Below are 14,734 nucleotides of genomic sequence, written 5' to 3' on the forward strand. Positions count from 1 at the left end.
TCAAAACCGCTTCTTGGCTTGTCCCCGAGAAGTGGAGCGCATTGTAGAGAACTTCAGAAATGGATCAAGTACTTTTTTCATTATTTTGTTTGTTCGAACAAATATTGAACTTAATGCTGTATATGTGAACTAAACTATGGCATAAGTAGTAAGTTTCGCGGAATTTAAACGCTGTGATTCACATTTAATCTATCAAAACGTTAAAAATAATAATAAGAAACGTTACGTTTCTAATGAGTACAATCTATGAATAAAGTAATAGCATTATTACTTTGTTGTTTATCTATGATTGCTGATGCGAAGGATTTTGCAAAAGAAAAACAGGAACGTTTAATTGGCAGTTTACTTAAACAACAAGTAAAGCAACAAATATCAATTGAAAACAGTGTTCAGTCACTATTAACCCGATATCCAGAAAAAGTGGATTTAGTCGTAACAACTGCTATTAAGTTATATCCCAATGATTATAAAAGTATTATGAAGGGGGCAATGGAAGCTGAGCCTGTTTTATCTTGTAGTGTACTAGAAGCTATGATGGCGTCTAATGTTGCTACAACTGAACAATTGCTAGCACAAGCTATCACTCTAGAACCAGCATATACTCATGAATTAATGGTTACCGCTGCTAAGGTACAGCCAGATAACTTTGATAATATTTTACGTGTAACGCTAAAAACAGAACCATTATTATCTGATAGCATCGTCGATAAAACCATGGAAGCATATCCAGAAAAGTTATTTTCGATTTTACTCAGTGCCATTCGTGAATTACCCGATGATATCTCAAGCTTTATGAAAGCGGCATTTAATCTGTCAACTTCGACAACTGAACAACCAGCAGCTAATACATTCACCTTAAAAGAACAAGAACACTTAGAAGATGTATTTAATGCAGCAATGTCAGCAGGCATGACAAAAAAAGATGCGATGAGTGTTGCGCTAAGCAGTGGTATAAATCAGGACACATTGGATAAGCTTAATTTGGAAAACTGAACCGTGCTATTATGCTCAATAACTAACATAAAAAAGGAGCTTTACGCTCCTTTTTTATTAACTTTATCTTTCTCGTGCAATAGCGCGATGAGCAATATCCGTTCTAAACTCTACACCTTGCCAAGTAATTTGGTGTAGTAGTTCATATGCAGCTTTTTGTGCAGACGTTACATTTTCTCCAAGCGCAGTAGCACATAACACTCTGCCACCAGCAGTAACAACATGGCCATCTTTCAATGCCGTACCTGCATGGAAAGTCTTACGATCTTCAGCTCTGTTTGTATCCAAGCCAGAAATAACATCACCTTTTGGATATGTTCCTGGATAACCCGCTGAAGCGAGTACAACACCTACCGCTGCACGAGGGTCAAAACTAATGTCTTGAGTGTCAAGCTTACCATCACAAGCAGCTAAACATAAATCGACAAGGTTGGACTGTAAACGCATCATTATAGGTTGAGTTTCAGGATCGCCAAAACGACAATTATATTCAATCACTTTAGGGGTGCCGTCTTCAGCAATCATTAAACCTGCATATAAAAAGCCAGTGTAAGGGGCATCTTCCTTCGCCATGCCCTTAACTGTCGGTATAATAACTTCTTCCATTGCTCGTTTATGTATTTCTGGTGTTACAACGGGTGCAGGTGAATAAGCTCCCATGCCTCCAGTATTAGGCCCTTTATCGCCATCGTATGCACGCTTATGATCTTGGCTTGTAGCAAAAGGTAAAATATTTTTTCCATCAACCATCACGATGAAGCTTGCTTCTTCACCGGCTAAAAATTCTTCGATAACCACACGGTGGCCAGCGTCACCGAACGCATTACCAGCGAGCATATCTTTAATCGCGTCTTCTGCCTCTTCAAGTGTCATCGCAACAATCACTCCTTTACCTGCTGCTAAGCCATCAGCCTTAACAACAATAGGTGCCCCCTGTTCACGTACGTATGCTAATGCCGGTTCAATTTCGGTAAAGTTAGCGTAACTCCCTGTTGGGATATTATGACGAGCAAGAAAATCTTTTGTGAACGCTTTTGAGCCTTCCAGTTGAGCAGCTTTGGCGCTTGGGCCAAAAATAGCTAACCCTGCTTGTTGAAAGACATCAACAATACCGTCGACCAATGGTTGCTCTGGGCCAACAATAGTTAAACTGACGTTATTGGTTTTAGCAAAACTAACTAGAGCATCGATGTTTCCCACCGAAATATCGATATTTTCTAATTTAGGTTCGATTGCTGTGCCCGCGTTACCTGGTGCAACAAATACCCTTTCAACTTGATTTGCTTGAGCGGCTTTCCATGCTAATGCATGCTCACGTCCACCACTGCCAATAACTAATACATTCATTGATAAATTTCCTAAAATGGTTAAAAAGAAAGAGCGACAAGTCACTCTTTCTGATTACTAAAAGTGTGCAATTAAGGCTTTACAAATTTAAGTGTCATACGATCACTTTCACCTATTGCTAAATATTTTTCTTTGTCTTCTTCACCTAATCGTAGTGATGGCGGTAATGTCCATACACCTTTAGGGTGATCTGCGGTGTCTTTTTCATTCGCGTTAATTTCACTCTTCTCAGCTAATGTAAAGCCCGCTTCGTTTGCTAATTTTACTGTCAATTGTTCAGGAAAATAGCCGCTTCGCTTATCTTCTGGCCATGACTGAGTATCTGGCATTCTATGCTCTACCACTCCTAACACACCGCCTGATTTTAACGCGGTAAATGCATCTTTGAATATTTGCGCAACACCTTCTTCACCCCAGTTGTGTAGGTTACGGAAAGTTAACACTAAGTCGGCCGTTCCTGCTGGCGCTAGCTCACTTGGTTGTTTTGGTGTGAAATTAGTCAGCTTCACTTTACTAAAAACTTCATTACCTGATAATTTTTTTTCTAAGCTACGACGAGATTTACTGTAATAATCATCACCGCCTGTATCTGGGTAATGTGCACCGTAAAGTGTACCCTTTTCTTTTAGCGCTGGTGCTAATATCTCTGTATACCAACCACCGCCTGGCGCAATTTCCACCACAGTCATGTTTGGTTCAAAACCAAAGAAGTTCAGTGTTTCAATCGGGTTACGGTACTCATCACGCGCTTTGTTTTTATCGCTTCGGTGTTTCGCCATTACCGCACGTTCAAGTGCTGAAGCTTCTTTTGCTTTCATTAACATCAACTCAGCAGATGTTTCTTCTGCGATAGCAGTTGTGCCACCAAAAAGCGTTGCTGAACCTATTACAGCACTGATTAATTTATTTCTTAATGCTTTCATATTTTTCTTCCTTTGAATGACCTGTTGTAGTTATATCAAAATATAAGAACAAAATATGCGAAAACAATATTCAAAACCGATAAAAAAATTAAAAAAAAGCGCGAAAACAAGTTTCAACGCTTTTTAAACTTAAATTCGACTAAAGCTCACACGCTCTACTCTTAATGGCGGAAATGACGCATACCAGTAAAGACCATCGCAATACCATGCTCATCTGCCGCAGCAATAACTTCTTCGTCACGCATCGAACCACCAGGCTGAATGACTGCAGTAATACCAGCTTCTGCAGCTGCATCTAAACCATCACGAAAAGGGAAAAATGCATCAGATGCCATCACAGAGCCTTTCACTTCTAAGTTTTCATCTGCGGCTTTAATACCAGCAACTTTCGCAGAATACACTCGACTCATTTGACCCGCACCAACACCTATTGTCATACTATTTTTGACATAAACAATAGCGTTTGATTTAACAAATTTGGCAACTTTCCAACAAAATTTAAGATCACGCATCTCATCTTCTGTCGGTTGACGCTTTGTCACTACTTTAAGATCTTCATCACTTACACGACCTTGATCACGATCTTGCAGTAACAAACCACCATTTACGCGTTTGTAATCAAGGCCATTAGTTTGGCTATTCCATTGGCCACACTCAAGCAGTCGCACATTAGGTTTCGCGGCAACAATTTGTGCCGCAGCTTCTGAGATAGAAGGCGCGATAATAACTTCTACAAACTGACGAGAAACGATAGCTTCCGCAGTGTCTGCGTCTAGCTCACGGTTAAAAGCAATAATACCACCGAATGCAGAAGTTGGATCTGTTTTAAACGCCAAATCATATGCCGTTAAAATATTATCACCAATAGCAACACCACAAGGGTTTGCATGCTTTACGATTACGCAAGCGGGTTCTTCAAACTCTTTAACACATTCTAGTGCAGCATCGGTATCAGCAATGTTATTGTACGAAAGCGCCTTACCTTGTATTTGTGTAGCCGTTGATACCGACGCTTCTTCAGGATTTGCTTCAACATAAAAAGCAGCATCTTGGTGTGAGTTTTCACCATAGCGTAGATCTTGCTTTTTAATGAATTGACTATTAAAAGTGCGTGGGAATTTGTTTTTCTCTTCGAAATTTACTTCTTGGTTTTCGGCGCCATGTGCAGATAACATTTGACCAAAATAATTCGCAATCATGCCATCATACGATGCTGTATGCTCATAAGCTGCAATAGCAAGATCAAAACGTGTTTTGTAAGCTAATGAACCATTGTTTACGTCCATTTCAGCTAGCACACGGTCATAATCACTAGCATTAACAATAATCGTTACATCTTTATGGTTTTTTGCTGCAGCACGCACCATTGTAGGGCCACCAATATCGATGTTTTCAATAGCGTCTTCTAACGAACAATTTTCTTTAGCAACAGTCTTTGCAAATGGGTACAAATTAACCACGACCATGTCAATTGCAGCGATATTATTATCAGCCATCACGGTTTCATCCGTACCACGACGAGCTAAGATACCACCGTGAATCTTTGGATGAAGTGTTTTTACTCGTCCGTCCATTATTTCTGGGTGGCCGGTGTGATCAGACACTTCTGTCACCTTAATACCATTATCTGCTAACAATTTCGCAGTACCGCCAGTTGAAAGAATATCAACACCTTTTTGCGCTAAACTACGGGCAAAATCGACAATACCGGTTTTATCAGACACACTTAATAGTGCACGTTTAATTGGGCGTGGGGTATCCATTGTTGTTTCTGTTACCTTAATGTAAATATTGTTTTGTCTGGCCTTTGACACATGTCCTTGGCGATTCATCCATCTTGTTTTCATCAATGAAAGTTTTCGTTAACGTAAACATTGTTCATTGGCTATAAGTAAAAAAGCACCCTAGGGTGCTTTTTTGTTGCAGGCTAGCCTGCATGTTCTTAGTTCATACCGTACTTTTTCAATTTCTTACGTAAAGTACCACGGTTAATGCCAAGTAAATTAGCAGCACGTGTTTGGTTTCCGCGTGTATACTTCATCACTTCCTCCAGCATAGGTGCTTCAATTTCTGACAGTACCAATTCGTACATATCATCAACGTCATTGCCGTTTAATTGAGATAAGTAGTTGCTGATAGCAATTTTAGCTTGTGTACGTAATGGAGAAGCTTCAGCTTGTGTTTGTACGTTACCGGTAACAAACGGAGATGAAATATTTTGTTCAAACATATAGTTCAGACTCTTAAGTTAATTTAAATGATCAAAATACTTATTCAACGCATCGAGTTGCTCTTCGCAACTTTCTAATACATTAAATATAGAACGAAACTGTTTTCCTTGGTGTAACAATTGTGTATACCAAGAGGTGTGTTTACGCGCAAATCTAACGCCCATAAACTCACCATAAAACGTGTGTAAATCCTTTACATGCCCAATCACAATTGAGCGAATTTCTGTTATTAACGGTGGTGCTAAATGTTGACCCGTTTCAAGAAAGTGATTTACTTCTCTAAAAATCCACGGTCGACCTTGAGCTCCTCGGCCAATCATTATGGCGTCAGCACCTGTATAAGTAAGCACTTGCGCTGCTTTTTCTGCATCAGTAATGTCTCCATTAGCGACAACAGGAATGCTTACCGACTCTTTAACAGATTTAATGGTGTCGTATTCGGCATCACCTTTATAGAAGTCATTGCGTGTACGGCCATGAACCACTAAAGATTGAATACCATTATGCTCAGCGATTTTTGCAATTTCGACAGCATTTTTACTACTTTCACACCAACCAGTGCGAATTTTTAACGTGACAGGTACAGACACGGCATCAACAACAGATTTTACAATTTGCTCGACTAATGCAGGTTCTTTCAGCAAAGCTGAACCAGCCAATTTTTTATTCACTTTTTTTGCTGGGCACCCCATGTTGATATCGATGATTTGTGCACCGTTATCAACATTGACTTTCGCAGCAAAAGCTAACTCTTCAGGTTCAGAACCTGCAATTTGAACAGAGCGAATACCTGAATCAGCAGAATGAATCAAACGTCGTTTTGACTTTTCGGTATTCCAAACTTTTGGGTTGGCAGACACCATTTCTGATACTGCTAACCCAGCCCCCATTCGACAGCATATCTGACGCATTGGTTGATCAGTAATACCGGCCATAGGGGCAAGCATAGTTTGACTATTTAATCGATAAGAACCAATATTCACGTTGCTGTTTTTTTGAGCTACCTTTCAAAAGGGCGCTAAGTTTACGCGTTTTTAGTAAGATTGAAAAGCATATAAATTGAACAAATGTGAGTTTTTTTCAATCTTTTTATATTGACTTTTGGCAAAACAATATTGCAGATGATTTTGATTTAAAATGTATAACGATACTGTTCAAATTTTAACTCAATTATTACAAAATGTTAGCGGCTAGTTCCCGATAGTCTTACCCACTCTTCTTGCACAGCAATTGGATCCATTTCGCACCATTGACTATAAATTTCTTGTAATGATTTTGCTTGCGCTTCTAAAACGCCTGATAATGCAAGCTTGCTACTGCTCGCTAAAAACGCGGTAATGGTTGGTGCTAGCTCACGTAAAGGGCCGGCTAAAATATTAGCAACAACAATGTCAGCCTTAAGTGTCGGCTGGTCTTGAGGAAGATATAATGAGAGTCTCTTTTCGACACCGTTTCTCTTCGCATTTTCTTTACTTGCTTGTAGTGCTTGTGGATCGATATCGATCCCGATAACTTCTTTTGCTCCTAGTTTTAATGCCGCTAAAGACAAAATACCTGAACCACAGCCGAAATCGACAACAGTTTTACCCGTCAAATCAAGGCTATCTAACCACGTTAAACACAATGCAGTTGTTGGATGTGTTCCTGTCCCAAAAGCTAGGCCAGGATCTAACATAACATTGACGGCATCTGGCTCTGGTACTTCTCGCCAACTTGGGCAAATCCAAAGTTTTTCACCAAACTTCATGGGATGGAAATTATCCATCCACTCTCTTTCCCAGTCTTTGTCTTCAAGTTGCTCAAGTTTAAACTTCATATTCTTCTTATCAGGGTGAATGCCTTGTAAATAATTGACTACAGCATCCATGTCATGGGAAGCGTCATAAAGCCCCATCACAACCGTATTTGCCCAATAAAGCACTTCGTCACCAGGAAGGGGTTCATATATAGGTGTATCTTTTGCATCTATAAAAGTAACGGCTTGAGCACCGCAAGCCATTAGCCAATCGCTGTACTTCTCTGCCGTTTCTTCATTGGCACTTAATCTAAGTTGTATCCAAGGCATACTTATTCTCTTTATCTTAATTTGTCGATATTTTAACATTATTGAGAAGAAAAACTGATTGCTATTTGTTCACTTGAGAGTCAATAATACTCATAGAATATCATGATAAGGTTATAGTGATGTGTGCAAAATATTAATCAAATGCTTATTTATCGCAACATGCTTGATTAGCACCATGTCATCAGCAAATAAAATAACCTTTGTAACTGAAGATTTACCGCCGTTGCAGATAGAAAACCCTCACACGGCACATTCAGGCGCTATGGTTCAACTAGTTAATGAGTTGATAAAAGAGCTCAAGTTAGATGCCGACATTGTCTTTATGCCTTGGGCGCGTGCTTATAATATTGCCCAAAATACTGAAAACATATTTATTTTTTCTATGTTGCGCAGTAATGATCGAGAATCACTTTTTCAATGGGTTGGAAAAATATATACCATACGCGCACATCTTGCTTCGTTAGCAAAAAAAGAGATAACGATTAACTCAATCGACGATGCCAAACCATACAAAGTAGGCGTAATCCGCAATGCACTTGCACAAAGTTATTTACAACAACTTGGCTTTAAAGCTAACAAAAATATTTATGCTAACCCTTCCTATAAAGCGCTATGGAGCAATTTATTGAATGGCAATACAGACTTGGTCTTTACTAATAATATTATTTGGGGGCCACAAGTCGCGGAAGCGGGTATTGACCCTAAAGACATAAAACTTATTTTTGAAATTAAAGACTATGCCTCAGATATGTATTTAGCCGCAAGTAAAACGACAGATCCTATACTGGTTAAAAAAGTGACGTTAGCATTAGAAAAAATTAAAGCTGACGGACGTTATGATAAAATTATTAAACAATGGCAATTATTATAAAGACCAATGAAATATTTTCCTATCTTTCTAACCGCAGATCGAATTAATGCATTAATAATAGGCGGCGGTGACGTTGCAGCGCGAAAAATTGAATTGCTGCTAAAAGCTAATTGTAAGATTACAGTGATGAGTGAAGATTGCAACATGGCTGTAGAGCGTTTAATTAACACCGCATCACTTACCTATCTAGCGCATCAATATCAAGCAGATACTCTTGAGCAATACAATTTAGTGATTGCTGCGACTGATAATGAAACGGTTAATCAACAGGTTGCAGAGCGCGCTCATCAGCTTGATATTCTCGTCAATGTTGTTGATCAGCCCGCACTGTGTAGTTGGATAACGCCAAGTATTATTGATAGAGATCCGATGCTTATTGCCTTATCGAGCTCAGGTTCAGCCCCAATTCTTTTACGTATGTTGCGTGAACAAATTGAAAAAACGCTGCCTGATGGTTACGGTAAACTTGCTGAGTTTAGTTATAAATTTAGAGATCACGTTAAAGCCCGTATTAAAGGTGTGAGAAATCGCCGTGCATTCTGGGAAGATATATTACGCGGGCGTATCGGACAACGAGTACTCGATGGTGATATCGAACAAGCTGAAACACAACTTATTCAACAACTTAAGCGGGAAATTTCTTTGCCAGAAGGGGAAATTATTTTCATCCATACCTTGCTAGGTAATCCTGATAATTTAACGTTGGCCGCTCACAGAGAAATGCAGTTTGCCGATGCGGTATTTTATGATGAACAAGTAAACCCAGCCTTTATTGAGTATATTCGAAGAGACGCAGATAAGTACCCTCAACAAATCAACGCTGATGTATTAATAAATGCACAACATGCATTAGAGCTTGCAGAAGAAGGACAGAAAATCATTTATTTGTTAGCCGGTCATCAAACGATACCACATAATTCAGCACTATCGCTCAGCCAAGTAACAGTAAAAGAGCTTGTGTGTGGCACTTAACGTTTAGCACGAGCATGAACAACCACTAAAAAAAGCCCCACTCTCACGAGCGGGGCTAACAATACGTTTACGTAGTAAGAGCAATTCTACGCACGTACTCCCGGAAAGAAGTACCCATGCAGGTACATCAACCATTAAAGACTCAAAACACATAAGTAAGGGCAAATATTTGCTTTGACTTTAATGTAAACACTTGCTGTTAATACCTTTACTCTGGCTATATGAGTAAAAATACTTAAGGGTTAACATCAAGTTGTTTGTATACTAGCAATGCATTCCCTCACAGTCAATACAAATGAGAATTATTTTTATTAACATTTTATTTATTAAAAAGGTTTGATAATAAATACCAAACCTTTTCGTTATTCTGATTGACGCAACTTAGAAGCTGTATTGGTAACTCGCAGATAACGTACGCGGTTTGCCAACCATTATTGAACCATGTGTACGCGACACCATATAGTCTTCATCTAACAAATTATCAACGCTAAGCTTAACTGTCTGATTATTATCAAGCTCATAGCTCGTTGATAAATCAACCACAGTGCGACTTGCAATTTTTTCATCCGCAGGAATACCACTTTGGCCTGCATTGGTGCGCATTTCTGCTAAATAACGAATAAGCAAGTCAGTACGCCAGTTGTCTCCAACAATACCTGCGGTTAATTGCAATTGTTGTTCGGGTAAGTAAGGAAGTTCATCACCTTTTACTACACTTCCCCAAAAATCAGAATCGAAACTGTTATCAAATTCGGTATTGGTTAACGTATAAGTGATGTCGAAAGGTATAGTTAGAGAAGAAGTCACAAATTCGTACCCTGCTTTTACTTCTAAACCAGAAACAGATACTTCGCCGGCGTTGTATTGATTACCGATGTTTTCGTCATCACAATTTTGGCTTGCAGTACAATTTCCATGCATGTTTTCATAATCTGAAATAAACGCTATCGCTTCACCATTAAAGGCATTATCTTGATAACGAAGACCAAACTCGTAATTCATGCTTTCTTCATTTTCACTATCGGTATTACCTGGTGCTGGTGGCGCAAAACCTTTTTGTACACCGCCTAGTAGTAATAACTCATTATTCACTCGATAACTTAAAGCAAGTGACGGTAACCAAACATCAACATCATTCTTCTTATGCGCTGGCGATGCTGTACGAGCAACGTCAGATTTACCCCAATCATGACGCTCAATCGTCATATCTTCATAGCGTAATCCTGCATTAATAATAAAGTCACCTACGGTGTATTCGTCATGAACATAAACCGCGAGTGCTTTAGCGCTGTCTATTCGATTTGAGTCAGTACCTGGAACACCTGCGCTAGTGAGTATCATTTCATAAGCACTATCTAAATTATATTTATCAACCCACTGGTAACGATCCATTTCATCTTCATGGTATCGTACGCCAAACTTTACTTGGTGATCATCAAAATCTGCATCTAAAACCGTTTGAATGCCTTGCGCTAAATAATCACGATTATTTGCTTTTACATCTACAGAAATACTGTTATCTACATTCTCTTGCGCATCAAACGCTGCGGCAACTTCAACGCCACCACTACCTAAACTTTTACCTGCAATCTTACTCGTTTTGTACCAGTTACGGCTAAAATCGTTATGATAAGCTGAAGTACCAAGCACAAATCGTGGCGACAACTGAATGAGATGATTTAATTGTAATTGTTTATGCTCAGTAGACATGTTGTCGAGTTGAGAAGCAGAATAACGTTGGTATGGATCTGAACTGAAATCTTCCGCAGTTAAGCCGATATAAGTTTCATCTGAATCTTCATCTGCATATTTCAATTTAAACTCTAACTCTTGGTAATATGCGGCACTAGCATCTGAACGAAGTAAGACTTTCGTCATGATGTCATTTTTTACAAAACCAGTCCCTTTATCCGTGTGATTAATGTCTTTAAAGCCGTCAGCTTGATAACGGTGAACTTCGAACACTGAAGCGATATTTTTACCTGACCCTCCAACAAAACCATGCACTTTATTATAACCGTCTTGTCCTAGGCTCAAGCTTAACTTACCTGCAAGATCTTCTTGTGGTATCTGACGAGATAGAAGGTTAATCACACCTCCCGTAGTACGAGGACCGTACATCGCACTCGAAGTACCCTTTAACACTTCAATTGATTGCATTCGACTAGCTGTAGGAAAGTAATAAGCAGAAGGTGATGCGTAAGGTGCTGGAGCAGCTAATACACCATCTTCCATGATTGTTACTTTTTCACTTCTGTTTTGTCCCGTACCACGCATACCAATATTAGGACGAAGACCATAGCCATCTTCCTCTAATACATAAACACCAGGAACTGATGTTAACGTTCGCATGATGTCACTGTAATCAAACTTTTCTAACTCTTTTTCAGATAATACATGAGCGCTACCGGGTGCATTATTGACATTGTGTTCATTACCAAAAATAGTCAAATGCTCCATATCTGTCTTTTCGGTTGCTTGAACGTTTGTTGAAATAGCGACTGAAATTGCTAATGCAATACATGCTGGCTTTAAGGCTAAATGAATCACGAATTGAAACCCTTATATAAACGATAAAATTAAATTGGCGCAATTAGAACACTCAATAAAATAAGAATCAATATCATTTGTATTTATTTAACCAATGTAAGCGCTTCCGCACCAATTATTGTGTATTGTCAGTATTAACCTTGTGATGAACATTAATCAGGTGAATGTGAATGCACAATGACCTCTCTTTCTTTGAAACCTTGATGGATCATTTTAGTAAGAAGTGGATCCGCTTCATTATCACCAATATCGGCATAATCAATCGTTTGAAAGGTTAAAATGTTATTGACATAATTTTGCACATCTTCCAATTCATGGTTGATGCTCGTTAATTGCCAGCTTGTCAGTAAATTTTCTTCCGTTTTAATGACTAATTTTTCAACTAAACGCAGTGTTGGCAACCAATATAAGGTGTACTCAATCTGATTAACTTTTGAGGTTAATACCTCAACGCGATAACACCCTTTACTTTGAATTTCTATGCGTTCCATATTCGCAACAAATTGATCTGTTAATAGTTGCCACTGTTGCTGCCAAGTGGCTGTATATGAGCGCACTGGTATTTCATCAGTTTGATATTCAATCGCTTTTTGATAATCAGGAAAATAACGTGTCAGTAACAAATGCTGTTCAGATGGCTTACTCCACAAGTCGCCATAGCTTTTGCCATGATAATATTGACCTACCTGATTATTTAATCGTGCTAAGGTTAATGTATCACGAGTAATGCTACCTTTGACATTTTGATGATTAACTTGATAGTTAGCAATAAGTTGAGCAGGGTTTTCTTTGCAAATACTCGCGGCAAAAATTGTATGACACGTAAAGGTGAATACTAATGAAAATAGCGCTAATCTCATGGTATCTCTCATAAAAAACGTTGGTACAAATATCTAAATGACACTTATACCAACGTTTTATGACAAGATATTTACAGGGTTAATTTAAAGCTGCTTCAGCTTGATTAACCAAGTCTGAGGCATGATTAATAACATGATAAATCAGGCTTTGTTCATTTGTTCCAGTAATGAGGTGAGCACCGGGACCTTTTGCATAAACACCAACATCTTCACCTGCATGTGTTTCCGACCCCATAGGTACTAGCGCTTCTTGATGGAAGCCAGGAGCTGTTGTGTCAATTTCAGTTAGGTTTTGACGTGTATTAACATAAGGATGCGCATAACCAGCATCAGCATCTGTTTCAGCACCTAAATCTTTAAAACCCAGGCCATTAGTATAACCTAACGTAGTATAAGGCATGCCATCGGCTGCTAACGCAGGTTCAATACTGCCGATACTGACAACTTTACCTAAAATAGGGTTACCACGTTTTGGGTAACCAGCCATGGTAAATACGTGGCTGTGATCTGCGGTTACAATAATCAAGGTTTCATCTGGATCTGTTGAATCTACCGCCGCTTGCACCGCTTCTGCAAACTCAATCGTATCTTCAAGAGCGTTAAAAGCATTGCCCGCGTGATGACCATGATCAATACGACCAGATTCCACCATCAAAAAGTACCCTTGTTGATTGTTATCTAAAATATCAATCGCCTTTTCGGTCATTTCAGTTAAGCTCGGCTCACCAGCAATATCGTTAGCTCTATCGGCTTCATAATGCATATGTGATTCATTAAATAAGCCAAAAACTCTTTCTGTTGTTTCAGCATTCAACGCATTGAAGCTATTACGGTCGATTACGTAATGACCTGTGGGGTAGCTTGCTTGCCATTCAGCAGTTAAGTCTCTACCATCGGTACGATCCCCTTCAATGGCACTCGAAGCATCTGTACTATTAAAAGCAGCATCCTTCGGTAGAAAGTGACGACGACCACCGCCTAACATAACTTCCACTCCATCTACATTTAAGCCCGCAAATCTTGCCTCTAAATTAGCCTCGAAGTTTACCAGTTGTGACGCAATATCTTCACATCCTTTTGCAACCTCATCTGCTGGCATATCAGAAACATCTTCCCAGTTGCGATCAGCTGATTTTGCATACGTTGCAGCAGGAGTGGCATGCGTAATACGAGCAGTTGAAATAACACCTGTAGATTTGCCGGCAATCTCTGCTAACTCAAACGCTGTGACAAGTTCATTACCAGAGACTGAATCACAACTTCCTCTGCTTACACCTTCAGCAACCCCAATAACACCTACATCAGTTTTAACGCCTGACATCATCGCTGTCATCGTGCCTGCAGAGTCAGGTGTTTGAGCATCAACGTTATATGTTTTTGCATAACCTGAAAATGGAAACTTATCAAAGCTTAACTGGTGTTCTTCCCCCATTTTACCCATTTTTTGTCCTGCTAATATACGTGCAGCCGTCACAGTAGAGATCCCCATACCATCACCAACAAAAAGAATAATATTTTTCGCTTTACCCGCAGTATTTGTGATTGCGGCATTATTAGCAACTGACTGTGTGATTTGTTCCTCGCCCGCACTAAACCATGGGTTATTAGTCGTGGTATCAACACTCCCCCCTGCTACATTAGTAACCGACGGTGAACAAACATATTCACTTGCATCAACCTCAGCGTCATCCAATGACCCATTTTCATTTACGTCAACGCCTGAATCAATTCTTACTCCTGAGTTGCGACATGTTTCATGACCAACGGGTACATAAGTTTGTTGTATCAAACTGTTTAATCCATTCTCTCCTGATACTCCATTAACCCCATTTGTACCGTCTTTCCCATCATCTCCGTCACAACCTACAAGTGCTATAGCAATAGATAAAGATATATATTTTAATGTTTTCATTTTGTTGTCC

Annotated in this window: 12 protein-coding genes; 3 read left to right on the forward strand and 9 right to left on the reverse strand. The window is 39.3% G+C overall.

The features are described 5' to 3' along the window. The first annotated feature begins 246 nt into the window (after positions 1–246). Entirely contained in the window at positions 247–993 is a 747-nt protein-coding gene (locus tag BI291_RS05825) for a hypothetical protein (protein ID WP_074497015.1), read from the forward strand. A 63-nt stretch (positions 994–1,056) separates the two neighbouring features. Here BI291_RS05825 and purD read toward each other — a convergent pair whose 3' ends face one another. The 6 genes from purD to prmA all read right to left on the reverse strand — a co-directional run bounded on the left by purD (position 1,057) and on the right by prmA (position 7,559). Beyond that, on the reverse strand, positions 1,057–2,340 hold the full coding sequence (gene purD, locus BI291_RS05830) for a phosphoribosylamine--glycine ligase (protein ID WP_074497017.1): 1,284 nt from the start codon (positions 2,338–2,340) through the stop codon (positions 1,057–1,059). Positions 2,341–2,411: 71 nt separating this feature from the next. Continuing rightward, the gene (locus BI291_RS05835) at positions 2,412–3,164 is read right to left on the reverse strand and encodes a methyltransferase (protein WP_322111100.1); all 753 of its coding nucleotides are present in this window, start codon (positions 3,162–3,164) and stop codon (positions 2,412–2,414) included. Between the two features lie 260 nt (positions 3,165–3,424). Next, on the reverse strand, positions 3,425–5,026 hold the full coding sequence (gene purH, locus BI291_RS05840; protein ID WP_074497070.1) for a bifunctional phosphoribosylaminoimidazolecarboxamide formyltransferase/IMP cyclohydrolase: 1,602 nt from the start codon (positions 5,024–5,026) through the stop codon (positions 3,425–3,427). 179 nt (positions 5,027–5,205) lie between these two features. Beyond that, entirely contained in the window at positions 5,206–5,493 is a 288-nt protein-coding gene (gene fis, locus BI291_RS05845; protein ID WP_074497022.1) for a DNA-binding transcriptional regulator Fis, read from the reverse strand. Positions 5,494–5,511: 18 nt separating this feature from the next. Further along, on the reverse strand, positions 5,512–6,477 hold the full coding sequence (gene dusB / locus BI291_RS05850) for a tRNA dihydrouridine synthase DusB (RefSeq protein WP_074497024.1): 966 nt from the start codon (positions 6,475–6,477) through the stop codon (positions 5,512–5,514). Between the two features lie 200 nt (positions 6,478–6,677). Further along, entirely contained in the window at positions 6,678–7,559 is an 882-nt protein-coding gene (gene prmA / locus BI291_RS05855; protein ID WP_074497027.1) for a 50S ribosomal protein L11 methyltransferase, read from the reverse strand. A 175-nt stretch (positions 7,560–7,734) separates the two neighbouring features. On the opposite strand from prmA, the gene BI291_RS05860 reads away from it, so the two are divergent. Beyond that, on the forward strand, positions 7,735–8,430 hold the full coding sequence (locus BI291_RS05860) for an ABC transporter substrate-binding protein (protein ID WP_074497029.1): 696 nt from the start codon (positions 7,735–7,737) through the stop codon (positions 8,428–8,430). A gap of 6 nt (positions 8,431–8,436) precedes the next feature. Then, complete coding sequence (locus BI291_RS05865; RefSeq protein ID WP_074497032.1) at positions 8,437–9,402, forward strand: siroheme synthase; 966 nt, start codon at positions 8,437–8,439, stop codon at positions 9,400–9,402. A gap of 381 nt (positions 9,403–9,783) precedes the next feature. Here the strand turns inward: BI291_RS05865 and BI291_RS05870 are convergent, their stop codons facing one another. The 3 genes from BI291_RS05870 to BI291_RS05880 form a co-directional block, all read right to left on the reverse strand. Continuing rightward, the gene (locus tag BI291_RS05870) at positions 9,784–11,952 is read right to left on the reverse strand and encodes a TonB-dependent receptor (protein ID WP_254849531.1); all 2,169 of its coding nucleotides are present in this window, start codon (positions 11,950–11,952) and stop codon (positions 9,784–9,786) included. A 152-nt stretch (positions 11,953–12,104) separates the two neighbouring features. Further along, positions 12,105–12,812 carry a hypothetical protein gene (locus tag BI291_RS05875; RefSeq protein WP_074497035.1) on the reverse strand — a complete coding sequence of 236 codons (708 nt, stop codon included), beginning with the start codon at positions 12,810–12,812 and terminating at the stop codon, positions 12,105–12,107. 79 nt (positions 12,813–12,891) lie between these two features. Next, positions 12,892–14,724: an alkaline phosphatase gene (locus BI291_RS05880; RefSeq protein WP_074497037.1), complete on the reverse strand. Its 1,833-nt coding sequence runs from the start codon at positions 14,722–14,724 to the stop codon at positions 12,892–12,894. Positions 14,725–14,734 lie beyond the last annotated feature (10 nt).

The sequence above is a fragment of the Thalassotalea sp. PP2-459 genome, assembly GCF_001913705.1.
Taxonomy (GTDB): Bacteria; Pseudomonadota; Gammaproteobacteria; order Enterobacterales; family Alteromonadaceae; genus Thalassotalea_C; species Thalassotalea_C hakodatensis.